Source organism: Chondromyces apiculatus DSM 436, assembly GCF_000601485.1.
In the GTDB taxonomy this organism is placed as follows: domain Bacteria; phylum Myxococcota_A; class Polyangia; order Polyangiales; family Polyangiaceae; genus Chondromyces; species Chondromyces apiculatus.
Genome location: NZ_ASRX01000105.1, coordinates 1 through 24,137 on the forward strand (window position 1 = coordinate 1; position 24,137 = coordinate 24,137).

A 24,137-nucleotide genomic window follows, 5' to 3' on the forward strand; every position below is an offset into this window, starting at 1 on the left:
TTGCTTGCGGCTTAACTGGTCAGGTCTCTAGCGCTCTGGCGTCTGGTCGCTGTCGTGGCCGGAGATAGAAAGAGCGCCAAAGCTGGCCAGGGGATGGTCCACGAAGTGCTTCGGTAAGCGCGAGCGCTCGGTGAGCCGCGTGGGTGAACCTGGCTGAGGCTTCAGCAAGTCGGGCTGGGTGCCGGCGAAACGCCTGGGAAGACTGCGGATGGGGCGGTGGCCGGTGGGCAGCCGTGTCAGCAGGACTGGCGATGGTGGGAGCTGGTCGCAGTTCTGGCGAGCAGGGCGCCGGGGCGCGCTTACGACTTCCGAGGGATCAAAGAAGAGGGGACCGGCATCCTTGGCGTGACAGGCGGGATGCAGGTTGGCGGGGGTGGCGTTGACGAGAAAGAGCCCGCGAGGGCCGCGGGTTCCGCAGCAAACGGGAGTTGTTGGGGCGGTGGAGGCGCGTTCCCCTTCGGGATGGATTAGTTCGCATAAGATACATTATGTAAACTAAGCCTCCGGGGCAGGAGGGGGGCCTCCCTGGAGCGTTCTGGCGGCGGGTTTGTGCCTTTCAGACGGCTCCGAAGTGCCGCGTCTTCAATCCCCGAAACTGGGGGGTGCTTGGGTGTCCGGCGTGTCTGGCATGTCCGGCGTGCCCACTTCGGTTCAGTGCTGGGGTCCGGACCACGTTCTGCGGAGCTGATTCAGGCCTGGACCTGGTTCGTGTCAGTCCCTGGAGCCGTGCTGGGGCGTCGGAGCGTCATCGTCGACCAGGGATCCGTCAGCTTCGGATTCATCGCTGTCGTCGTCCTCGTCGTCCGGAGGCTCCGGCGCGTGGGCGATCGGCATCCAGACCAGGGCTCCGGCCGCTGGAGGCGACGAGAGCGCGCCACTGTCCCCGGTGTGCTGCGCTTCGCGCCATCGCTGGACCGCTTCCGGGACGATCTCCCCTGCCCTTTCCAGGCCTGCGTGACGACAGAACGCGGCAGCCCACGGGGCACGCTCCTGAAGGTGACCCACGACATGGCTCAGACCGTGGCTGCCGGCGCTCTCCTGCAAGGCTTCGAGGAGTCGCGAGGCCACACCGAACCTCTGGTAGTCCGGGTGGACAGCGAGCTGCGTGATGCGGGCTACACCAGGGGCTTCATCGCGCCAGGCCAGGTAGCCGGCGACCTGGTGGTCGGCTTCGGCGACGAGCACATCGTGATCCTTCGTCAGGGCCGCGATGTCGGCAGCGGTGCGGGGTTTCCAGGCCGAAGCGTCGGCGCCAAGGTTCTGGTACATGGCGGCGCTGGTCTTCTCGACCTCGGTCAGCGCGGGGAGTTGAGCTTCCTGCAGGCGGCTAATCCGGATCCGGTCCGGCGGCGTCCGTTCGGCGTCCATGAGGGCCAGGGTAACGCGAACCACCGCGACTGGCGGACGTTTCGGGTCACAAGGCGCTCTCTGAAGAGAGCATCTTGGGGGCCGGAGCGTGTGGCGAAGGCGCCGTGCGCCGGCGAGGAGGAGCGTTCGCGGAAGGCAGGGCGCAGGTCAGACGCCGCTGAGGAGGCGGGCGATGGCGCCCCCCTCGCTGGCGCTGAGCGGGACCAGGATGGCGGTCGCTGCACCCATGGGGGGCTCGGTGCGCTCTCCGAGCAGCACGACGCGCACCTCACCGGGCGTGCCGGTGGCAAGGACGGCGACGCGGAGCGCGGGAAGCGGCTCGAGGGGGGTCGCGGGGACCCGCGGAGGTGCTGGGGGGCGCCACCGGGTGGGGTCGGCGGCCCAGGAGGGATCGGGGATGTGGGTGAAGGCGGCGGTGTCGTCCTCGGAGGAGCCGTCGGCGTCCGGGGTCGTGGCGTGCGGTTGGCCGGTCAGGCCTGCTTCGGCGAGTGTCTCACCGCGCACGGGTCCATCGGGGTTGGTGGCGCCGGACCAGGCTTCGGCCGCCGCAGAAGCCTGAACGAGGGGGGCGACGTCCGTGCGGGCACCCTCGATGACTCGGGTATCCTCGTCGAGATCGTCCACCCTGATGTTGGCGAGCTCAGGATGCTCGCGGGCGAAGGCAGCGAGCTCCTGTTCGCGCAGGAAGTCGACGCTGAGGCGCTGCATGGTCACGTCTTCGTCCCAGCGCAGACCCGCCGAATTGCTCGGCTGGGATCCGCGCGAGCGCTTGGAGCTGGTGCGGGTGGTGTCGGGGGCGTGGAGCGGGTCGACTTGCAGCGCAGAGGGCGGCGCTGCGGGAGGAGCGGCAGGGGTGCTCGCGTCGGTCCGCGGATGGCCGGGCGAATGGCCAGCAGCCTGGGGATGCTCGGAGGTGTGGATCGCAGGCGACGTGGCTCCCTGCTGTGCAGCAGCGTTCCGGGCCGCCGCGAGGGCGCTCGCGGGAGGAGCGAGGCCGATGTGGGTGACCACGCGTGGCTGCTGTTGCCTGACGCGCCGCTGCGCTTCGGGGGAAGGCTGCTGTTGCTGTGCAGCCGCAATGCGCGGGTCGCCTGCAGGTCGCTGCAGGCGCGGGTCGTGACCCGGGGCGCGCGCGTGGTTGCCCTCGGGTCGGGGGTGCGCGGAGGGGCGCACGGCGCCAGGGTCCGGGATGGGTTGCACAGGGGCGTTGCGGTCTTGAGGGGGCTGGCCAGGCTGACGCATCACAGCGCGCTGGGGCGCTGGCGGGTACTCCGAGCGTCCCACGGGAGGAGGTGCCGCAGAGGGACCCCTGATAGCTCCGGGCGGGGGCGGTGCCGCCGAAGCGTTGCGTGGGCGGCCGGCAGCGGCTGCGGGAGGCTGTGACGCCGCAGGGGGATGACGCGAGGGCGCGGCGCCCGGGGGGGCAGCAGAGGGGTTGCGCGACGGGGCGATTCCCGGCGGGGCGGGCGCGGCGGGCGGGGCAGCAGAGAGGCTGCGTGCGGGAGCGGCTGGGGGAGGACCAGAAGGCGTGCGCGGGGAGGCAGGTGGTGAGGGCGGTGCCGGGTTCGCCGCCCGGATCTGAGGGGGCATCTGCGCCGCGCCGGGAGGCTGAGGGGTGACGGAGGCAGCGGCCGGTGGTGGCGGGGGGGCAGCGCTGGCGCCAGGTGCTGGTGGCGCCACGCTTGAGGCCTGGGCCGGCGCCGGAGGGGGCACGCTCGTCGAGAGGTGTGTGGTCACCTCTGCGGCTGCTTTGAAGAGCTCCAGGGAGCGCATGTCCGCGTTCGCATCGGAGGCATGCTCTGCGGCCCTGCGGAGCCACTTCAGCCCTTCTTCGCGCTCACCCCGCCCCCACAGGGCGTTCGCGGTCAGCAGCGCAAGGTGGACATCCTCGTTGTCGTCATCCCGCGGTGGCGGGATCAGGCGCTGCGTGACCTCCATACCACCTGGTCCATATCATCTCAGGGGAGGCCCGGCTCTACCGTGTATCACGATTCGCTCATCAACCGTCCAGGCGCGGTGCGTCGGCAGCGTGGGAGCTTGGCCCGGGCGTCCTGTCGAGGGGGCGCGGGCCGTAACCTTGAGCAGGGCGCCCCGTTCGTGGCACGCTGGGCGCTGCGTCGGGGTTACCCCACCACGCCGTCGCGGTCAGGGACCGCGCAGGAGCGCCGTTGCTGTTCCCGTCGGAGCTGAAGCCAGGATACACGCTGGGCCGCTACGAGATCCTCATGCCCGTCGCCAAGGGCGGGATGGCTGCCGTGTGGGCAGCGCGGCTCGTCGGAACGAGGGGCTTCCAGAAGATCGTCGCCATCAAGACGATGCTCGCTGACCTCAGCGACAACGCCGATTTCGAGGCGATGTTCCTCGACGAAGCCCGGCTCGCGTCGCGCATCCGCCACCCGCACGTGGTGGAGATCGTGGACCTCGGCGACGAGGACGGGCTCCTCTACCTGGTGATGGAGTGGGTCGACGGCGAGACCATCTTCACGCTCAACAAATCGGCGAAGACGCAGGGCCGCATGCCCCTGCCGATCCTGCTCCGGATCGTGAGCGACGCCTGCGCCGGTCTGCACGCGGCGCACGAGCTGCGCGACGACAAGGGCCAGCTCCTCAACCTGGTCCACCGCGATGTCTCTCCGCAGAACGTGATGGTGTCGTTCAACGGCATCGTGAAGATTGTCGACTTCGGCGTGGCCAAAGCCGCAGGGCGCCTTCACGAGACGCGGGTGGGCGGCGCGATGAAGGGCAAGGTGCCGTACCTGTCCCCGGAGCAGCTCACCTCCGGCAAGGTTGATCGGCGCGCCGACATCTTCGCCCTCGGGATCCTCACCTACGCGAGCCTGACGGGCAAGCACCCCTTCCGTGGTGAGAGCGACGCCAAGACGATGGAGAACATCGCCCGGCGAGATCACGTCCCCCTTCGTCAGCTCGCCCCCGACGTGCCCCCGGAGCTCGCGGCTGCCGTGGACCGGGCGCTCGCCAAGGATCCCGCGGAGCGCTGGCCTGATTGCGCGGCGATGCAGCGGGTGCTGCAGGAGATCGCAAGCACGGTCGGACCTCCGGTCACCGACGGGGACGTGGCGAGGTACATGCGTGCGACGCTCGGCGACCTCGTCGAGGAGCGTCGCAAGAGTCTCGCGATGGCCATCCAGCTCGCCGATGCCCGGATGTCGCCGGAGCGACAGCGATCGTCTGGAGTGCGGCCGGCGGCGCGGGGGGGGGCTCCTCTCCCCGCCACGTACTCGGGGATCCTGCCGGTCCGTCTGGATGATGGCCCAGAAGCGCCAGCGCCGGAGCCAGAAGCACCCGAGAGTGTCACGGCGGTACCGACAGGCGCAGCGCCGATCGTGGCAGCCAGCCGCCCGACACGCTCCGCGTTGCCCTACGTCCTGCTCGGGGTGCTCGGGGTCATCGCTGGAGCCGCCATGGCAGTGAGGGCTGGTGTTCTGCCACTCCCAGACGCGGTACGGCCTTTCGTCCCGCGGTTCCTCGCGCCGCCGCAGAGCGACGCGCTTCCTCCTGCCGCCGGTCCTGCGTCGCCTCTGTAGCCGTCCCCCCCGACGGCTCCTGGAGCGGTGCTCAGTACACGCCTGCCCTGGGCTCGGGGATGCAGACGCCCATCGTGCACAGCAGGAGATCGAGGTCGCCCGCCGCGCAGTACACCTGGCGGGTGCAGTAGTCGTCGAACCCGCAGAGCCGGTGACAGGACTCCTCGTTGCCGAGCGCGCCGGTGAAGGTCACGCAGTCCCACCCGCTGGTCATCCAGAGGGCCTCGTTGCTGCTGGTGTCGAAGAGGCAAGTCTCGGCCCGGTTCACCGGATCGAAGACCTCCGCCGTGCACGGCTGGTTCGGCTTCAGTCGGGAGCGTGCCGTGGACATCGTGTTGAGGAGGTAGGTGAAGTCGCAGGCGTGCTCGAGCTGTGCTTCGCGGCTGACGCGATTGCGCAGCTTGTCCCTCTTCATCCCGTAGATGCGCACCGCGCGGATGGCGGCGAGCATGCCGTCGTTGCCCTCTTCGGGCTTGGGCCCTGCCTGGAGCGCCGTCGCTGCCCGCTCGACGAGCTGTTCGGCCTCGGGGTCCTGGCCCCCGGAGCCTTCCTTCGCGTAGCCAAGGCGCACGTAGTTCGTCGGCGTGCGCGAGTCACAAGGCTTGGCATGTTCCCAGAGCTCGGGGTTGACGATCTTCGGACGCTTGCTGAACGGCTCCTTGCAGACGCCGACCGCGCCTGGAGGCAGCGCGCCCGAGGCTCTCTCGGACGGCTGCCCTGGTCCCTCTTGGAGGTACTCGGTGGATGCACAGCCCACGGCAGGGGCCATCGCAAGCATGCAGCCCGTCATCAGGACCGCGGCGAATCGTTGCGTAGTGGACATGTTCTGCGCCACGCCTGCACCGTAGCAGAGGCCGCGACCGCGCCGAAATGTCTGTCGCATGCTGGCGACGAAGCCCACGAAAACCAGCCCCAAAGCCTTGCCACCCCCTCCCCTCCCCTCCCCCGCGCCCCCAGGCCCTTGCCGCCCCGGGGGATGGGCGGGGGTGGCTCCAGGCGAGACGTTCTACCAGGGGCACTGCGTCGCGGCTGGCGCGAGCAGTTCGCGGGGAGTGGGGCCCGACGGGATGCACTCCCGGCGGGGCGAGGGGACGCGAGTCCCCTCGGGAGACTCAGAGGCCCAGCGAGGACTGCTCGATCAGGTGGTCGACCACCGCCTGGTAGGAGTTGGTCTTGCTCAGGACCGCGAGTTGCTGATCGGCGCTGGTTCCCTCCGCCATGATCCCCCGGATCCGCTCCAGCGCCTCCTGCGACTTGAAGATCACCGCGGCTTCCTCCACGAAATCGAGGAGCTCGCTCACGAGGTGCCGGACGGGCACCTGCTCCTGCTTGCCGAAGTCGATGAGCGTGCCGTCGATTCCGTACCGCACCGCGCGCCACTTGTTCTCCTCGATGAGCTCGCGCGAGTACTCGCGGAACGCCCAGTTGCGCCGGTAGAGCAGGTAGAGCTTGCCCATCACCGCCTGGATCAGCGCCGCGATCGCGACGGTGTCGTCGATGCGGGTGGTCATGTCGCAGATGCGGACCTCGACCGTATCGAAGAACGGGTGCGGTCGTACGTCCCACCAGATCTTCTTCGCGTTGTCGATGCACTTCGTCTTCACCAGCGTGTCGATGTAGCGCTGGAACTGACCGTAGGAGTCGAAGGCCCCGGGGATGCCCGTGCGCGGGAAGCGCTTGAAGATCTCGCTCCGGATGCTCTTGAGGCCCGAGGGGCGGCCCAGCCAACACGGGGAACTCGTGGTGAGCGCCAGGATGTGGGGGAGGAAGTACCGGACCTGGTTGGTGAGCGCCATGGCCACCTCCTTGTCCTTGATGCCCACGTGCACGTGCAGGCCGAAGATCAGGTTCGCGCGCGCGACGTCCTGCAGATCCTCGACGATGCCCTTGTAGCGCTCTCCATCGGTGATCTCCTGCTTCTTCCAGTCGCTGAAGGGGTGCGTGCCGGCGGCGACGATGCGCATCCCCCCCTTCTCGGCGAGCGACTTCAGGCTCCCGCGCAGCTCGATGATCTCGTCGCGCGCCTGGTGGATGTCGCGACAGATGCCCGTGCCGGTCTCCACGACCGACTGGTGCATCTCCGGGCGCACCCTCTCCCGCAAGATCGCGTTCTGGGTCCCCTCCAGGATCTGGCTGACGTAGGACCGGAGTTCGCGCGTCTCGGCATCGACGATCTGGAACTCTTCCTCGATGCCTATGGTGAACTGACCGTCGAGAAGACCTTGCACCGTTGTCATAATGAAGCGTGACCCCTTCAGCGTGGCTCGTCCTCGATGATGAACGTGGGCACCGTCCCCGCGCCTGCGTGGACGTTGCAAAGCGTGGTCGATGAGAGCCGGGTGAGCAGACCCTTGAACTCGCCCCTGAACAGGTATGCGTCCGGCTCCAGGTAACGTCGCGAGAAATACATCTCTCCCGCCGCCCCGACCTCGGGGAACATCGCGCTCGCGAGAGGGACCCGCCGCTGCACGACGGAGGGATCGACGAGCGCCAGCTCGAGCGCGCGCTCCCAGACGCCTGGCTCGACGTTGGCCCCGATGACCACGCCGCGCCCGCCGACCTCGTCGTTCGGCTTGATCACCAGGTCGAGGCGGTGCTCCGCGATCCACGGGACGAGATCGACCTCCGCCCCTTCAGGGCCGGACGTCCGCGTGTGCTCGACCTTCCGGGTCCATGGAACGTGGTGGGCGATCACCTCGCGCTCCTCGGCGGAGAAGGCCACGTCGACGCGCGGGTCGTGGAGGAGCGCAAACAGCATCTTCTTGTCGAGGAGCTTGGCGCGGAAGCTGTTCACCACGCACGCCACGCGCGCGCGGCATGCCTCCAGCAGCGGCTTCACCTCGTCCTCGCGGCTCAGCAGCTCGCTCGTGAGCACGCGCCGGTAGACCACGTCGATGACCTCGCCGTTCGCCAAGAGCTCCCCGTCGCGGTACTCGAGCTCCCGCGGGTCCACGAAGCGCGCCGGCACGCCCTGGCGCTGGAACCGCTCACAGATGAGATCGAACTCCGTGCGCGTCGCCACCTCGCGCCAGTCGACGAGGGCGACCCGTGGCAGCCGCGTCCCCCCGAAATCGTGCCATGCGTCGAGGATGGCACCCACCAGCGCCCCCTCGCTGTAAACAGGCGTCACCTGGCGCTCTGCGCTGAACTCGCGCATGGGCTGGAAGGCCTCGAAGAGATCCGTCAAACCGTCGGCGTACCCCACCCCGAACGCGCCCTCGGCGTTGAGCTCCATGAGCTGCAGATCGGCTCCGCAGAGGACCATGTCGAGGCGGGTGCTCACGCCGAGCGATCGGGTCTCCGGGCAGAGATCCAGGAGCCGCCGCTCACCGTCCGTGAGGCCCATGGCGTCGAGCAGCTCAGGGTTGCCCTGGATGACGTCTTTGGCTTTGCGGACCGCGTTCCGGAAGTGGCGCAGCGCGTGCGCGATGAGGGTGTGCTGCGACCGGAGCAGGAAGTCGGGCCGCAGCAACGTACAGATGGGTCGCCCCCCGAACACCGCACCCCGCTTGACCATGCGGTCCAGCAGGGCGAGGTGATCCTCGCCACCACGATCGACGTACGAGGTCAGGATGTCGTGGTAGCGGTCCACAGCGGCAGCCAGGGCTGCCACATAAGGATGAGGGGCGACCTGGGTCACGTCGCAGCCCCGAGCCGCACCTTCTCCAGATCGTTGTTGAGCAGCTTGGCCCAGGCGTAGTTGTCCCGCGTCCGTCGCCCTTCCTTCGCGGCCGCAGCAGCGAACTCGACCATCCAGTCGATGGCGATGTTGAAGTAGCGCTCCCCGAGGTGCTCGATGTGCATGTCCGGCGCGGGGTTCGTGAAGTCGATGGCGTAAGGCACGCCGTCCTTCACCGCGAACTCCACCGAGTTCATGTCGTAGCGGAGGGCCTTGTTGATGGTGATCGCGTCGTTGAGCACCCGGTCATGGAGGTCCTGGGGCAACCAGCGGTCTTCCTCGCGCCCCACGTAACGGCCACGGAGCCCCGTCGGCCCGATCTCCTTCGGGTTGTACTGGATGGGGAGGATCCGATCCTGGCCCACGCAGATACAGCGGATGTAGTCATCGAAGTCGATGAACTCCTGCAAGGTCATCACGTTGAGGCCCGAGGCGTTGTAGGCCGCGAGCAGCTCCGCGGGCGTGCGCACCACGGTCACGTCCTTCCACCCTCCCCCATCCGCGGGCTTGAGGATGGCGGGGAAGCCCACGTAATCGACGATGGCCTCCCAGTTCAGCGGGTACTCCAGGTTGCGCAGGCTCCGGTCCTTGGAGATCGCCGGGATGTAGTCCTGCTGGGGGAGCATCACCGTGCGGGGAATGGCGACGCCGAGCTGAGAAGCGAGGGAGTAGCCGAAGAACTTGTCGTCGGCGCTCCACCAGAACGGATCGTTGATCACGAACGCGCCGCCGAGCACCGCTGCCTTCAGGTAGAAGCGGTAGTGCTTCACCTCGTGGCTGATCCGGTCGATGAGCACCCGGTAAGGGCTCTCGAAGCGCTCCGGCGTACCGCCGAGCTTCGCGAGCTCTGCGTGGATCCCGGGCACCTTGTTGCATCGCTCGATGAAGGCCTTCGGGAACGAGTGCTCCCAGCCCACGAGGACGCCGATCTTCTCCGTCATACGCTCCTTCTCTCTCCGACTCTCGTTGACCACGGTGTGCTGAGCGACCGTGACGCGCCCGCTGGACAACCGATTGCAGCGCGCAGCGTACCGGCGGATAGACCGGAAACCCAGAGAAGAGAAGCGGCGCCCCCGTCCTCCCTGGGAGTCGAGCCGCCACCGCGCCGGCGAGCACCCACCCTCGGCGTCTCGCGCCATCAGGGCGCGCATTGCCAGGAAGGCCCTACCCTGGAAGGGAGGCCCCCACGCATGCGCTCCCTTCCCTCCTCCGCTCTTCCCATCCCACCCTCATCCTTCTCCGTCGCCCTCGTCTCTCTTCTACCTCTCTCCACCTCTCTCCACGCTCTCCAGCGGCATGGCTGACCGCGCCTCGGCTGGAGGCCGCGCGACCGTGCGGAAGGGCGGGGGGCGGGACTGCCCCGTGGCGCACACATGAAGAGCGCGCGCGTGCGCCGATGGAAGCGGGTTCCGGGTAGCGTTCTTGCTGCGGTGACGAACCGCTGTCACTTCACCCATTGACAAAGGGGACGTCAGAAGGCATTGAGCACGCGCCAGTTGGGCTGGTCCCGAAAGGGGACGAGGCCAGCGGGCCGCATGGGCAGGGTGTATTCACAGCCTGACCAGACGTGACGAACGAAGATTCTTGACATAATAGGTTCCCCGAGTAGAGTGGCGCGCCTCTCCGTTGGGGCGGGTAGCTCAGCGGCAGAGCGTCGGCCTTACAAGCCGATGGTCGCAGGTTCGATCCCTGTCCCGCCCACTGTGGACGTGGTCAGGTTGCTCGTGATTCCTGTGTCGTGTGTGTTTGGGGTGGTAGTTAAGTTGGTTATAACGCCGGCCTGTCACGCCGGAGGCCGCGGGTTCGAGTCCCGTCCACCCCGCCAACTTTCTCAACGAACCGTGCTCATTGCGGTTCCTATGAATGAAGTCTGATGGCTGTCACTGCGCAGCATCGTCGCTTCATAGGGCAATGAGAGTGTCGCAATCAGTGGGTTACCGGATCGGCAATCGGTCCAGGTGATGCACCGGGTTGTCTGTCTCGCCTTCACCGACGAGAAGTTCTTTCGTTGAAGGTGCAACGCCGCACTGTCTGCGGCGGTACCATCTGTCGAGCCGCGACGAGCGCTGTGCGGGTCTCTGGTTTCCTTCGAGGCTGAAGAGGAACTGGGACCGCTGGCCAGACCGGCGACCGAGCCGCGCCTGTTTGCTGTACCCACGCGGCCTCGCTCGTCATTTCGCCCGGATCCAGGTTACCCTGCCGCGGGCTCTCGCGGGAGAAGCCAAGAGGGAAGTCCGTGCGGGAAGGTTTGCTGGATGTCGGCGCGCGCATCGACGACCGCTACGAGGTGCGAGGTTACCTCGGGAGCGGTGGCCACAGCATCGTGTACGACGCGCGCCAGCTCATCACCACCCAGCGGGTAGCGCTCAAGCTGCTCCGCATCGAGACGCTGCGGCGCTCGCGGGATGCGGTGGCGCAAGCCGCACGGTTCGAGCGGGAGATGCAGGTCATCGCCCAGCTCAACCATCCCCACATCGTGCGGCTCCTCGACGCCGGCCACCTGCCCGACGAGCGGCTCTACCTGGCCCTCGAGTTCGTCGAGGGAGAGACGCTGACCACCCTCTGCCAGAAGCCGGAGGCCCTCGACATCTCCGAGGCGCGCCGCCTGATGCTGCAGGTGCTGGACGCGCTCGTCTACGCCCACGGACGCGGCGTCATCCACCGCGACCTCAAGCCGCTCAACATCATGGTCACGGGCTCGGGCGCGCGGCGGCACACCAAGGTGCTCGACTTCGGCATCGCCGCGCTGGTCGGAGACGCGCGCAACGAGAGCTACCGCGCCCTCACCGCGACGGGAGAGTTCAACGGGACGCCTGCGTACATGGCGCCCGAGCAGCTCGTCCAGGGCTCGCCGACCGTGGCCTCCGACATCTACGCCTGGGGGCTCACCTTCCTCGAGTGCCTCACCGGGGTGCCCGTCATGCGCGACGCCTCGGTCGCCGAGGTGATCTTCCGCCAGCTCAGCCCGGATCCCGTTCCCCTTCCCGCACCGCTGCGCGGACACCCGCTCGGTGACTTCCTCGCGCGGGCGACGGCCAAGAACGTCGCCAACCGGTTCGCCTCCGCGAGCGACGCTTACGACGCCCTGGAGCGCTGTGACGTCAGCGGCCTCCCCTGGCCGCTCCCACCCGGCGAACTCGCCGCCAAGGCCTCCATCGCCGTCCCCTGGGGAGCCAACGACGCAACGAGCGAGGTCGTGATCCCCGATCCGACCGGTGCCACCATGGAGGTCTCGCGCCAGCGGAGCACCGCACCTGATGGCAGCGAGCAGATCGCCTCGGCCCCTACCCTCGCCCTCTCCGGACGAAATCCTCTTCCCGGCGCTCCCTCTGTTCCCCCTTCTCTGGGCGCCCCTTCCTCGCTGGGCGTCCCTTCCTCACTGAACCCTCCCTCATCGGCAGGCGGCCCCCCCTCCGTCGGTGCGCCCTCCTCGGCAGGCATTGGCAGCAGGGCAAGCGGCCCGGTGTCCGTCAACGTGGCGCGCCCCCAGTCGACCCGGAACCCGGCAGGCTTCCAGAGCGCGCAAGGCATCCAGTCGAGCGGCAACTCCGTCTCTGGCGCGGCGAGCGGCCTCTCGGGCCGCGCCAGCAGCCCCATGTCCGTACGTGGCGAGCGGCGACAGCTCACGATCCTGCTCTGCGGGCTCGCCGACGTCGACAGCATCGCCGCCACCCTCGATCCCGAAGCCTTCCACGACCTGGTGCAGACGTTCCAGGCCATGTGCGCTGCCGTCATCGAGGCGCACGGCGGCGCGGTCATGCGCCACCCGGGCGAGGGCGTGCTCGCCTACTTTGGCTTCCCCGTGGCCCACGAGGACGACGCCCAGCGCGCCGTGCAGACCGCCCTGGATCTCGTGGAGCAAGTCCCCCGCCAGGGCGCGGAAGCGGGCTTGCCCGTCCCCCTCGCGGTCCGGGTGGGCCTCCACGCTGGCCTCGTGGTCATCACCGACAGCGAGGCGCAGCCCTCTCTCGTCGGCCCCACCCTCGGCGTGGTGAGCCACCTCCTCGAACGCGCCGCGCCCGGCGTCGCCCTGGCGAGCCGCAGCGTGCAGCGCAGGGTCGAGGGCTACTTCCGCTTCGACCGCTTCGGCGAGAGCGCCCCGCGCGGCAGCACCCAGCCCATCGAGATCTTCGTGCTCCAGGGCCGCACCCTCGCCCGTGACAGGCTCGACACCCGCGGCCTGAGCCCGATGATCGGGCGCAGCGAAGAGCTGCGGCAGCTCATGGCCCGCTGGGAGAAAGCGGCGGGCGGCGCCGGCCAGGTGACCCTGCTCAGCGGCGAGGCTGGCCTCGGCAAGTCGCGGACAGTACGCGCGTTCCGCGATCTGCTCGCGTCCGAGGAGCACCGCTGGCTCGAAGCCCGCTGCTCACCCCAGCTCCAGAACAGCGCCTTCTATCCCTTCATCGAGCTGCTGCGCGAGCTGCTCACGGAAGGCGACCGCGACCCGCTCTCGAGCGGCAGCCTCTCCACCACCACCTCTGGCCCGGAGAGCGTGCGTGACCCCCGCACCCTGACCGGAGAGATCCGCCTCTCGCTCCTCGAACGCCTGCTCGCCAAGGTCGACGCAGGCCCGCTCGCCGTCCCTCTCATCGCCGCGCTCCTCGGGATCCCCACCGGCGGCCGCCACCCCATGGCCCCCCTCACCCCCCAGCGGCAGCGCCAGGAGACCATCGGCGCCCTGGTCCACCTCTTCCTCGGCCTCTCCGACCAGCAACCGCTGGTGCTCGTCGCCGAGGATCTCCACTGGGCGGACCCCTCCTCGCTGGAGCTGCTGGGCCTCCTCATCGACGAAGCGCGGCACGCCCCTGTCCTCGCCCTGCTCACCGCGCGCCCCACCTTCATCCAGCCCTGGTCGGTGCGGCCCCACATGAACCACGTGGTGCTCGGCCCCCTCGGCAAGGACGACAGCGAGCGGCTCGTCGGCCACCTCGCGGGCGCCTGGAGCGGCGAGTTTCCCTCGCTCACCCCCGAGGTCATCCGCAACCTCGCCGTGCGCAGCGACGGCGTCCCCCTCTTCGCCGAGGAACTCACCAAGATGGTCCTGGAGGCCTCCGGCGCGCGCGCCAGCAGCGACGGCGCCCTGGAGATCCCGGCCACCCTCCAGGACTCGCTCATGGCGCGCCTCGATCGGCTCGGCTCGGCCAAGGAGGTCGCCCAGCTCGGCGCGGTGCTCGGACGCTCCTTCCGCTACGACGTCCTCGAGCAGGTCGCCCTCGGGGATGGCCAGCGCCCCGGGCTCCTCTCCTCCACCGACACCACGGCGCTGCGTCATGCCCTCGGCCAGCTCGTCGACGCGGAGCTCGTCTTCCAGCGCGGCCGCCCCCCACGCGCCACCTACACGTTCAAGCACGCCCTCGTCCAGGACGCCGCCTACCAGTCACTCCTCCGCAGCACCCGCCAGCAGGTGCATGCCTGCATCGCCGAGGTGCTCTCCGCGCGCTTCCCGGACACCCCCCCGGAGCTGCTCGCGCACCACTACACCGAGGCCGCCCTCATCCCCCAGGCCGTCGCCGCGTGGCAGCGCGCGGGCGAGGTGGCGCTCGTCGCGTCAGCGCATGCCGAGGCGATCCACCACCTCCGCCGCGGCCTCGATCTCCTCAAGCAGCTCCCCGAGACCACCGACCGCGCCCGCGAGGAGATCACCCTCCAGACCACCCTCGGCGTCCCGCTGATGGTCACCCGCGGCTATGCCGCCCCCGAGGTCGAGGCCGCCTACGCCCGCGCCCACGCGCTCTGCCGCAAGGTCGGCTCGTCCCCCCAGCTCTTCCCTGCCCTCTGGGGACTGTGGATTTTTTACCATGTGCGCGGCGACTACGCGATGGCCGAGCAGCACGGCGAGCAACTCCTCGAACTCGCGGAGGCCACGAGCGACTCCGGCATCCTCCTCGGCGCGCACCAGGCCCTCGGCGCCACCCGCTTCCTCCGTGGCCGCCTCCGCGAAGGCCGCGACCACTTCCAGCGCGTGCTCGCCATCTACGACCCGGCGCGCCACCTCCCGCTCGCGTACCTCTTCGGCCAGGACGCTGCCGCCTTCTCCCTCTCGCACCTCGCCTGGATCTCCTACCACTTCGGAGAGCCGGAGCTGGCGCGCTCCCAGGCCACCGAGGCCCTCACCCTCTGCGACGAGCTGAACCAGCCGGTGAGCCGCGGGTTCGCCCTGCACTTCGTCGCCTCCCTCGGGTGCCTGCTCGGCGATCTCGACATGGCCGAGGCCCACGCGCGCACCGTCATCCAGCTCTCCGAGGAGGTGGGCATGCCTCACTGGAAAGCGCTCGGCGAGATCGACCTCGGCTGGGCTGCCTCCGCGCGCGGCCACCACCAGGAGGGCGCCGGGCGCATCCGCGGCGCGCTCGCCATGCTCACCGGCGGCGGCAGCTACGTGAGCTTCTCCGAGTGGCGCGCCGCGCTGATCGAAGCCGAGATCGGCGCTGGCAAGCTCGACGAAGCCCGCTCCCTGCTCGACGACACCCTCGCGTACGTCGAAGCCCGCGACGAGCGCTACTTCGAGCCCGAGCTGTACCGCCTCGCCGGCACCCTGGCCCTCGCCCGCGGCGCCCGCGACGAAGCCGAAGCAGCCTTCCGCAAGGCCCTCACCGTCGCCGAGATCCAGGGCGCCTCCGGGCTCGCCTCCCGGATCCACGAGTCCATGGAGCGCCTCGCCTTCCCCGGCACGGCTGCCCAGGCCCCCCCCTGACCCCTCGTCGCGCGGCCCGCCCCTCTCGTCGCGCGGCCCCCGTGCCGCCGACGTCCCGCCGATGTCGTGACGGGTACTGCGTTTCCCAGGTTCGTCCCGGATCCCCCGCTCGGCATTCGAGCGAAATCACGGGGGTAGCGACCATCGGGAGCGTAGGGACCCAAGGTCCCTGATCCAGGGTACGCAGTACCTAGAGCGCGCCGCCCGGAACCTGCCCCTCCAGGATCAGCGCCTCCTGCTCGGGGGAGAATGGCCGCCCGCGCAGGCTCGGATCGCACTGACGCGAGCGGAACAGCTCCAGGATGTACCCCATGCGCGACGGCAGGTACGCCCAGTCCGACGCACCGCATCCGAGGCTCGTCGAGTCGTGCGCGCCGTACTCGCTGAGCAGCTCGTGCAGCTCCTGATCCTCGATCGTCCTCAGGTACTCCGGGTACAGCGGCTGCCCGGGCAGCACCGGCAGATCGCGCCCGAGCTGCAGGTAACCCGTGGGCAGACGGAGCCGCATCATCTCCCGCGTCGCCAGCTCCCGCCACAGCTCCCCGGTGCGCTCCGCGATGGGCTTCATCAGCGACTCCATCGCCGTCTGCAGCAGGCCCGGCAGCCGCCCCGACGTCACCGTCCGCAGCAGCCGGCGCACCGGCGCGTTCAGCGACCCCTTGATGTACGGCTGGAGCCGCGTCTGCTCGTGCAGCCCCACCCGCGCGTTCCCGAGCAGCACCTGCTCCGCGCGCATGTCCGGATCGTCCGAGAGGATGGCCCGGTGGTAGTGCGTCAACGCGCTGCGCAGCAGCTCCTGCCCGCCCTCCATCGTCGGCCCCGGCTTCAGCGTCTCCATCACCGCGGCGAGCATCTCGTCGGTGGGGATGGGGTGGCCCTCGTAGACCTCCAGCATCCGCGCGAACATCGGCCCGATCTCCGAGAACACCAGCAGGTTTCCTCGCGCGATCAGCTTGCTCACCTCCTCGAGGATCCGCTCCGGCAGCTCGAACAGGTTGAAGTCCGTGCTCGGAGGCCCGAACAGATCCAGGCTGCTCGGAGGCGGCCTGCTCTCGTGGTCCATCCGCACCTCTTCCACCCCGAGGAGCTGCCGCAGAAGCTCCGGGCAGTCCTCCTTGCGGATGAAGCGCCCCGCCGTCTTCGAGGCCCACGTCGCGAACGTGCACCAGTTCGCGTCCTCGAAGCCCAGGACGTGCCCGAGGCCATCCGACAGCTCGTAGTAGCACTGCGTGATCAGCAAATTGCGCAGCACCGGATCGCGATCGAGCGCGCAGATAGCCTCGACCTGCGTGACGAGTGGCCGATCCTCCAAGACCATGGCCCCTTTCACGCCGCCCGCAGCAATGGGCGACAGACCTCTGGACGCGCCGCGCAGAAACATCCCGGGCACGACCGACGACAGGTGAACCTCTCCCATGCTCCGCTTCTACACGATTTGGAATTATGTTCCAACGACGGAAAGCGCTGAGCCCCTCCGGTCAGGGTGATTGAGCCCCCGAAACCGCGGCGGATGATGCTGCTGAGGGCAATGGTCCACCTGCCGCAGCCACCGCTGCGGCGCCTCGCGGCCACGCCATCACGACCACCCGGTGCCGACGCTCGAACGTCTTGCGCACCGCGCTCCGCACCGTCGCCGGCGAGACATCCTCCAGATCGCGCAGGAGCCGCTCCACGCTCCCCGGGCTCAGCGCCTCGCGCAGCCGCATCCCCGTCAGCGCCCCGCCACCCGCAGCCTCGCCCCCTCGCACCCCTGCGCTTCCTGCGCTTCCTGCCCCCCCGCCACTCCCTGCTTTGCCCGGCCCGCGCCCGAGTTCCCGCTCGATCCGCTGCTTCAGCAGCACCTTCGCCAGCGCCATCTCGTTCCAGCTCGGCCCCGCCATCGCGAGCGCCCCGAGCTCCGCCTCCAGCCGCTGCTCCACGGTCGGCGCCTCCTTGCCGACCCCTGGCGCGATCTCCAGCGCTGCCACGCTCGCCCGCGGCCCCATGTCGAGCCGCCCCTTCACCTCGGATGCCACCTGCCCCTCGGCCACCAGCGCCTTCGACAGCCGCGCGATCCGCGTCCCCACCAGGATCTCCATCGCCACCCGCAGCGACGCCTCCCCGGGCTCCCCCTCCCCCACCCCGATCCACCCGTAGAGCAGCCGCGGCGCGGGCACCGCGTCCTCCACGAGCACCCGCTCCTCGCGCGGGTGCGCCCCCACCGGCGCCTCCGCCTCGCGCTGCACCGCGCCGAACGTCCGCCCGAGCGCCTCTTCCACCTGCGCGCGCGTCAGATCGCCCGAGATGGACACCACCGGATGCGCCGCCAGCCGCTCCCGCCGCAGCGACTCTGCGACGAGCAGATCCCGCGCCGCCTCCGGGTTGTCCCGCGCCCCGATCACCAGCCCCTCCAGCGCGTGTCCCGCCGGGAACAGCGCCTCTCCCAGCGACAGCCACGCCCGCCCATACGGCGCCTGCAGGAGCCCCTCCCGCTGGGCCTTCCCGGCCTGCCGCCGCAGCGCTGCCAGCCGCTCCGGGCTCGACTCCCCGAGCAGCAGCCGCAGCCTCCCTGCCACCAGCGACAGCCCCACATCCAGATCCTTCGGCTGCACCGTGAGCGTGTACCGCGCCTCCCCCACCGCCATCGGCCCCACGCCCGCCCGCGCCCCGTCCGCGCCTTTACCCCCCACCTCCGCGCCCGTCATCCCCACGCTCACCGCCACGAACGCCGCCGCCGCATCCCGCCGGATCTCCACCGCCACCCCGCCCGGGAGCCACAACCGCGGCAGCCGCTCCTCCCCGAGCGCCCCCAGGATCTGCTTCTCGATCAGCGCCTCGCGCCCCTTCAGCCGCGACGGCCGCGGCGGCCTCCCGCTCAGGATCCCCAGCGGATCCTCCTCGAAGTTGCGCTGCCACCCCACCCCGCCGCCCACCACCATCACCGGCAGCCGCGCCTCCGCGCCCCGCGGGTCTCCGAAGAGCGGCATCGCCGACGGAAGCTGCCCTGGCGGAAAGAACGCCGGCAACCGGTTTCGCCCGAGCGTCGACGGCCGCGCCGGCAGCCCCTCCTCCGCGAAGTCCGCCACCACGCCCCGCGCCCCGCCCCCTTCCGCGCCGCCCTCCACGCCCCCTTCGACGCCACCGAGCCCGGCCCCCCAGGACACCTCCGCGCTCTCGCCGCCGTCGCCGCCCTCGCTACCTTCCTCGCTCCCCGCGACCTCCTCGTGCTCGTGGTACGCCGGGAACGTCGCCAGCGTCCTCCCCACCCGATCTGCCGGCAGCGACACCAGGTACTCACCGCCTGTCGGCGGCACCCGATCGCGCAGGAGCTGCGGGTTGAACTCCCGCAGCACCGCCGTCGACACCCCTGCCGCGCGCGCCAGCGTCCGCAGCCGCGTCCCGGCGGGCACCGCGATCTCCCCCATCTCGAGCGGCTTCGCCTTCTCCAGGTCGGCCTGGTCCAGCCCGAACCGCGTCCGGTTCGACGCGATCAGCGCGAACGCCATGATCTGCGGCACGTAGCTCGCCGTCTCGTTCGGGATCGCCCCCGCCTGCGCCAGCTCCGCCACCCCGATCGGACCCCGCTCCGACGGATCGCGCGCCGCCGTCACCCGCTCCATCGCGTCGAGGATCCGCTCGTACCCCGCGTTGTACGCCGCGAGCGCCAGATCCCACCGCCCGAACCGCTCGTGCAGATCGCGCAGGTGCGCGACCGCCGCCGTCGTCGCCTTCACCAGGCTCCGCCGCTCGTCCACCCACGCATCCCGGTACAGCCCGTACGTGTCCCCGGTCCGCGGCATGAACTGCCACAGCCCCGCCGCCCCTGCCGGCGACACCGCCCGCGGATCGAAGCTGCTCTCGATCCCCGCGAGCCACAGCAGATCCTCCGGCAGCCCCGCCTCCCGCAGCGCGTGCTCGATCACCTCACGGTACGCCGACGCCCGCCGGTAGCGCTGCAGAAACGCCGCCCGCCCCTCCTCCGTGCGCCCGAAGAACCGCACGAACCGCATGGTCCGCCGCGTCAGCGGCACCCGCAGATCCGGCATGGTCAGGCTGGCGATCGTCGCCCCCTCCGGATCGTCCAGATCCTCGTCCGCGGGCGCCTCGAAGTCGCGCTTGATCCACGCCTTCATCGCCTCCGGATCCTCCGTCGGCGTCGCCGTCGCGCACACGATCGGCGGGTGCTCGGCCGCCTGCGCCGCGGCCGGCGCCCGCCCCTCCAGAAGCCCCGGATCCTGGAACGCCCGGTACGCCGCCCGGAATGAGGCCTTGAGCGACGTCGACGCCCCGGCGGCACCGATCGTCACCCCCACGATCGTCCCGAGCCCGATCGCGTACGCAGCGCGGCGCGCGCTTTGCCTCATCGGGCCGAATCATTCTCCAAGATCCCTCACGAACGCCACGGGAAAGCGCTGCCCTCGCCCCAACCGCGCCGCACCGCGCTGCCGCGTGCCACCCCCGCAAGACGTGGTAGGTGGATTCTCCATGCCGCAGCCCTCGACCGCGCCCTGCCCTCCCCTCCCGCGGGCCACCTGGACCACCGCGCTCGCTACCGCGCTCGCCACCGCCCTCGCCCTGACGCCGCTGCTCTCCGTCGTCTGCGGCTGCGCCTCCACCCCGCCGGCCCCCACCACGCCCGGGTCCACGGCGCCCGCGTCCACGACCGACCCGTCCGCTCCCCCTGCCTCCCCCCAGGCCCACGGCACGCCAGCCCCCGCCGCCCACACCCCGCCCTCTCCCCGTGGCCATGCCCATGGTCACCACGGCCCCGAGGGTGGCCCCCTCGTCCACCGCTTCGAGAAGGCGGCCGACTGGGTCCCCATGTTCGACGCCCCCGACCGCAACGCCTGGCAGAAGCCCGCCGACGTCATCGCCGCCATGACCCTCGCCCCTGGCATGACCGTCGTCGACCTCGGCGCAGGCACCGGCTACTTCCTCCCCCACCTCTCCCGCGCCGTCGGCCCCTCGGGCGTCGTCCTCGCCCTCGACGTCGAGGCCGACATGGTCCGCCACCTCGACGAACGCGCCCGCCGCGAACAGCTCTCCAACGTCAAGCCCCGCCTCGTCCCCTTCGACGACCCCCAGCTCGACGCCGCCTCCGTCGACCGCATCCTCATCGTCGACACCTGGCACCACATCCCCGACCGCCCCCGCTACGCCACCCACCTCCGCAAAGCGCTCCGCCCCGGCGGCGCCGTGGTCGTCGTCGATTTCACCCAGGAAGCGCGCCAGGGCCCCCCCCGCCACCACCGCATCACCCCCGACCAGGTCGTCGCCGAGCTGAAAGCTGCCGGCCTCGCCCCCACCATCGCCACCGAGGACCTCCCCGAGCAGTATGTGGTGATCGGAAAGCTCCCCTGACCCCACCCCCCTCGCGCCTGCGCCTCCCGCCCCGACGCACTGCGACGGTCCCCCCGCGCCGCTCCCGCCATTCCGCTGGCGAGCGCGCTCACCCGCATCCCCATTTGTGCCCCAACCGCTTCACCGCCCCCTAGCCAACGCCGCGCGGGCGATGTAGCTAGCGCGGAGCTTATATGCGTCTCTCTTCTGCGACGCCTTCTTCAAAAGACAAAGATGCCCCTCCCCGCCTCGGGGACGTGCTCGACTTCATGAGGCTCCTCTGGGCCGTCGACCATGGTCTCCAGTCCATGTCGAAGCGCATGGAGTCCAAGATCGGCGTGACCGGCCCCCAGCGCCTCGTCATCCGCATCGTCGGCCGCTACCCCGGCATCTCCGCCGGTCAGCTCGCCGAGATCCTGGAGCTGCACCCGAGCACCCTCACCGGCGTGCTCCGCCGCCTCCAGGAGCGCGGCATCGTCGAGCGCCGCACCGATCCCAAGGACGGCCGCCGCGCGCTCTTCGATCTCACCGCCCGCGGCAAGGAGCTCGACGCCATGCGCGTCGGCACCGTCGAGGCCGTGGTGCGCTCCACCCTCAAGACCCTCCCGCGCCGCAAGGTCGAAGCCGCCCAGGAAGTGCTCACCATCCTGGCAAGCTCCCTCGGCCCCGAGCCCGACGAAGAATGATCATGCCCTTCCGCCCCCAGCACGCGGCCTTCCTGGCCGCTCCCCCCGCCCGTGCCTTCGCGCGCGCCCTCGCATGCAGCGCCCTCGCATGCACCCTCCTCGCCTGCGGCGGTGACGAAGGCGACGACGGCACGGACCCCGGACCGGACGACGGGAGGCTCCACCCTCCCTCGAACGGCGTCCACATCACCGAGGCCGACGCCTGCAGCGCCCTCCTCGACGCCTACACCGCCCAGCTCGACGCGCTCGGGTGCACCATCACCACCACCCGCACCTGCCCCGACCTGATCCGCGCCATGGTGAACGGCACCACCTGCCTCGAGTTCGACGAGGGCAGCGTCAACGGCTGCATCGCCCACTACGGCGAGCAAGCCGACTGCCAGACCCTCGCCTCCTCCCTCAACTACTGCGCCGCCAACGCCTACGCCGGCACCACCTCCGCCGGCTGCACCCGCTAGGTACTGCGTACCCTGGGTCAGGGACCTACGGCCCCTACGCTCCCGATGGTCGGTACTGCGTACGGCAATTCAGGGACCTTCGGTCCCTACGCTCCCGATGGTCGCTACCCCCGTGACTTCGCTCGAACGCAGAGCCGAGGACGGGGGACGAACCTGGGAAGCGGAGGACTCGCTCCGCGCCTCAATCGGGCGACGCGCTCTGCTCGATCCGCGCCTGCATCGCCTGCACACCTTTCGAGGCGCCCTTCAGGTTCTCGTTGTTCACCAGCTCCGTCGGTAGCGGCAGCTTCGGCATCAGGAACACCTCCAGCGACAGCTCGGTCCGCATCGCATCGAGCCGCCGCAGCCGCCACACCGCCGAGAAGTCGTCCACGTTCCCTTCGAGGAACCGCGCCTCGATCACCTCGACCCCGCTCTCCACCCTCCGCGTCACCTCGCTCCGCGCCCACATCTTCACGGCCCCGTGCAGCGCCGAGATCTCCGTGTACACATCGCGCCCCCCCGCGGGCGTCCGCCCGAGCACCCGGCACGCCTCGTAGTGCGGCATGAACTCCGCGTAGCTCCCGAACCCCAGCACCGCCTCCCGCACCCGCGGCAGCGACCCCCGCACCACCACCGTCGCCCTCCCCCGCGTGTACTCCGACCCCTCGATCGGCACCGCCACCGGCTCCACCTCCGCCGCAATCGACGACGTCCGCCGCGCGTCCGTCGACGTGGTCTGCGCAGGCACCGCCGCCACCCGCGTGGGCCGCGCCGACCCGGCCGAGTCGGCCGCATCCACCGCCCCCGCCGCACCCGCCGAAGGTGCAGCGACCGACCTCCCCACCTGCGCCCCTGCGCCTGCACCCCCTGCACCCGGCGATCCCCCGCACCCGGAGAGCAGCATCAGGACGGAAGCCGCACCTGCTGCGCAGCGAACCGCATGCGAACCGCATGACGCATGCCACCGACGCGACCGACGCGACGCACACCACCAGCGCGGGAAGCGGGCCTCGGAACCTGCAGGAAGAACCGTCAGCATGGGGGGGGATTTTACCTGGTCGGACGCCGAGAGCCATTCCACGACACAAATCTCAGGACTCGCCGGACGTTGCGAACACCACAGCCGGTTCCACACCCTACACACGAACATCAGGGGGCACGAACCAGCATGATCCAGCGAACCATCGTCTCGATGTCGGCCGTGGGACTCACCATCCTCGCCTGCGCCTGCGGCGGCGATGGCGATGACGGAGAGGGAGGGGGAAGCAACACCGGTGGAGGCGGAGGCTCCTCCAGCTCGGGCACCACCGGCACCACCGGTACCACCACCGGCAATGGCACGGGCGATGTCTGCAACGTCGCCGCCCGCAACCTCCCCATCAGCGACGCACCCGGCAGCCAACCCTCCCTCGTCTGGGCTGGCGACCGCTACGCCCTCGCCTGGACCGACCGCGCCAATGCCGAGGGCAACATCCACCTCGCCCTCGTCGGCTCCGACGGCGCCGTCCAGAAGCACATCGAGATCACCACCGGGCCTGAGGACTCCTCTCACCCCACCGTCACGGCTGCCGGCGACGGCCTCCTCGTCCTCTGGCAGGACACCGAGGGCACCGGCAGCATCGTCCGCGCCCAGCGCGTCGGCATGGACGGCACCCTCATGGGCAACGTCCTCAACCTCGGCCAGAGCACCGCCGCCGAGTCGTGGCCCGTCAGCGCGACCACCGGCTCCGGCGCTGCCATCGCCTGGATGGACCAGACCAGCTCCCGCCTCACCTTCACCGACGCCACCGGCTCGGTGAGCAGCGCGGTGACACTCCCCGGTGCCCGCTTCCCCGGCCTCACCACCGACGGCGCGCAGATCGGGATCGGCTGGAGCGAGGGCAGCAAGGTCGGCTTCGGCCGCCCCGACACGAACGGCGTCATGACCCCCGTCCACCACGACGGCGTGACCGCCGCTGCCACCCGCGTCGCCCTCGGCGACGACGCCAGCTACCTCATCTGGGAGGACTCCCGCGGCGGCTCCGGCTCCGAGCAGATCTACGCCGCCCGCATCGCCTCCGACGGCGCCCTCGGCGAAGAAGTCATCGTCCCCTCCATTGGCGGCAGCGCCAACTGGCCCAGCGCCGTCTGGACCGGCAGCCACCTCGCCGTGACCTACTACCAGTTCCGCGACGGCCCCTCGTCCGTGTTCCTCGAACTGTTCGCCGACGACCTCACCCCCTCGCGCATCGACCTCGTCGTCAGCGGCGACGCCGCCGCCCGTTTCCCATCCCTCGCCTGGAACAGCACCACCCAGGAACTCGCCGTCGCCTACGCCGAGCGCGAGGGCAACATCTACCTCTCCACCATCACCTGCCCCTGACGAACCCAGCCGAGCCCACCACACCGAGCGCAACAGGCAGAGCC

Annotated in this window: 15 protein-coding genes and 2 tRNA genes; 8 read left to right on the plus strand and 9 right to left on the minus strand. The window is 70.2% G+C overall.

The genetic code is table 11. The annotated features are described in order from the left end of the window. Positions 1-711: 711 nt before the first annotated feature. Together CAP_RS40175 and CAP_RS40180 are read right to left on the minus strand one after the other, a co-directional pair. Complete coding sequence (locus tag CAP_RS40175) at positions 712-1,368, minus strand: GNAT family N-acetyltransferase (RefSeq protein ID WP_044250917.1); 657 nt, start codon at positions 1,366-1,368, stop codon at positions 712-714. 147 nt (positions 1,369-1,515) lie between these two features. Beyond that, the gene (locus CAP_RS40180; protein WP_044250919.1) at positions 1,516-2,379 is read right to left on the minus strand and encodes a hypothetical protein; all 864 of its coding nucleotides are present in this window, start codon (positions 2,377-2,379) and stop codon (positions 1,516-1,518) included. 1,157 nt (positions 2,380-3,536) lie between these two features. Here CAP_RS40180 and CAP_RS40185 point away from each other — a divergent pair. Then, entirely contained in the window at positions 3,537-4,913 is a 1,377-nt protein-coding gene (locus CAP_RS40185; RefSeq protein ID WP_052376804.1) for a serine/threonine-protein kinase, read from the plus strand. Positions 4,914-4,944: 31 nt separating this feature from the next. Here the strand turns inward: CAP_RS40185 and CAP_RS40190 are convergent, their stop codons facing one another. The 4 genes from CAP_RS40190 to CAP_RS40205 form a co-directional block, all read right to left on the minus strand. Continuing rightward, positions 4,945-5,691 (minus strand): hypothetical protein, encoded by a 747-nt coding sequence (locus CAP_RS40190; RefSeq protein WP_231511986.1) that lies wholly within the window; start codon positions 5,689-5,691, stop codon positions 4,945-4,947. Between the two features lie 334 nt (positions 5,692-6,025). Continuing rightward, a complete protein-coding gene (locus tag CAP_RS40195; RefSeq protein ID WP_044250922.1) occupies positions 6,026-7,150 on the minus strand; it encodes a carboxylate-amine ligase in 1,125 nt (374 codons plus the stop codon). 17 nt (positions 7,151-7,167) lie between these two features. Beyond that, the gene (locus tag CAP_RS46670; RefSeq protein ID WP_052376805.1) at positions 7,168-8,553 is read right to left on the minus strand and encodes a hypothetical protein; all 1,386 of its coding nucleotides are present in this window, start codon (positions 8,551-8,553) and stop codon (positions 7,168-7,170) included. After that, a complete protein-coding gene (locus tag CAP_RS40205) occupies positions 8,550-9,533 on the minus strand; it encodes an ATP-grasp domain-containing protein (protein ID WP_044250924.1) in 984 nt (327 codons plus the stop codon). Before CAP_RS40205 ends, CAP_RS46670 begins: the two co-directional genes overlap by 4 nt. Positions 9,534-10,221: 688 nt before the next feature. On the opposite strand from CAP_RS40205, the gene CAP_RS40210 reads away from it, so the two are divergent. From CAP_RS40210 to CAP_RS55455, 3 genes are all read left to right on the plus strand, one after another. Then, positions 10,222-10,293, plus strand: a tRNA-Val gene (locus CAP_RS40210). Between the two features lie 47 nt (positions 10,294-10,340). Further along, positions 10,341-10,417, plus strand: a tRNA-Asp gene (locus CAP_RS40215). A 411-nt stretch (positions 10,418-10,828) separates the two neighbouring features. Then, complete coding sequence (locus CAP_RS55455; protein WP_269325003.1) at positions 10,829-15,286, plus strand: protein kinase domain-containing protein; 4,458 nt, start codon at positions 10,829-10,831, stop codon at positions 15,284-15,286. Positions 15,287-15,476: 190 nt separating this feature from the next. Here the strand turns inward: CAP_RS55455 and CAP_RS40225 are convergent, their stop codons facing one another. Both CAP_RS40225 and CAP_RS55460 read right to left on the minus strand, forming a co-directional pair. After that, positions 15,477-16,703 carry a hypothetical protein gene (locus CAP_RS40225; RefSeq protein WP_156041583.1) on the minus strand — a complete coding sequence of 409 codons (1,227 nt, stop codon included), beginning with the start codon at positions 16,701-16,703 and terminating at the stop codon, positions 15,477-15,479. A 61-nt stretch (positions 16,704-16,764) separates the two neighbouring features. Next, complete coding sequence (locus tag CAP_RS55460) at positions 16,765-19,629, minus strand: transglycosylase SLT domain-containing protein (protein ID WP_052376807.1); 2,865 nt, start codon at positions 19,627-19,629, stop codon at positions 16,765-16,767. A gap of 121 nt (positions 19,630-19,750) precedes the next feature. On the opposite strand from CAP_RS55460, the gene CAP_RS40235 reads away from it, so the two are divergent. The 3 genes from CAP_RS40235 to CAP_RS40245 all read left to right on the plus strand — a co-directional run bounded on the left by CAP_RS40235 (position 19,751) and on the right by CAP_RS40245 (position 21,749). Further along, on the plus strand, positions 19,751-20,626 hold the full coding sequence (locus CAP_RS40235) for a class I SAM-dependent methyltransferase (protein WP_052376808.1): 876 nt from the start codon (positions 19,751-19,753) through the stop codon (positions 20,624-20,626). Between the two features lie 173 nt (positions 20,627-20,799). After that, positions 20,800-21,291 (plus strand): MarR family winged helix-turn-helix transcriptional regulator, encoded by a 492-nt coding sequence (locus CAP_RS40240; RefSeq protein ID WP_044250932.1) that lies wholly within the window; start codon positions 20,800-20,802, stop codon positions 21,289-21,291. Positions 21,292-21,293: 2 nt separating this feature from the next. Further along, a complete protein-coding gene (locus CAP_RS40245) occupies positions 21,294-21,749 on the plus strand; it encodes a hypothetical protein (protein ID WP_156041584.1) in 456 nt (151 codons plus the stop codon). 181 nt (positions 21,750-21,930) lie between these two features. On the opposite strand, the gene CAP_RS40250 is transcribed toward CAP_RS40245, so the two are convergent. Further along, positions 21,931-22,635 (minus strand): type II toxin-antitoxin system RatA family toxin, encoded by a 705-nt coding sequence (locus CAP_RS40250; protein ID WP_231511987.1) that lies wholly within the window; start codon positions 22,633-22,635, stop codon positions 21,931-21,933. Between the two features lie 264 nt (positions 22,636-22,899). Here CAP_RS40250 and CAP_RS40255 point away from each other — a divergent pair, with 264 nt between their 5' ends. Next, a complete protein-coding gene (locus CAP_RS40255) occupies positions 22,900-24,093 on the plus strand; it encodes a hypothetical protein (protein ID WP_044250937.1) in 1,194 nt (397 codons plus the stop codon). Positions 24,094-24,137 lie beyond the last annotated feature (44 nt).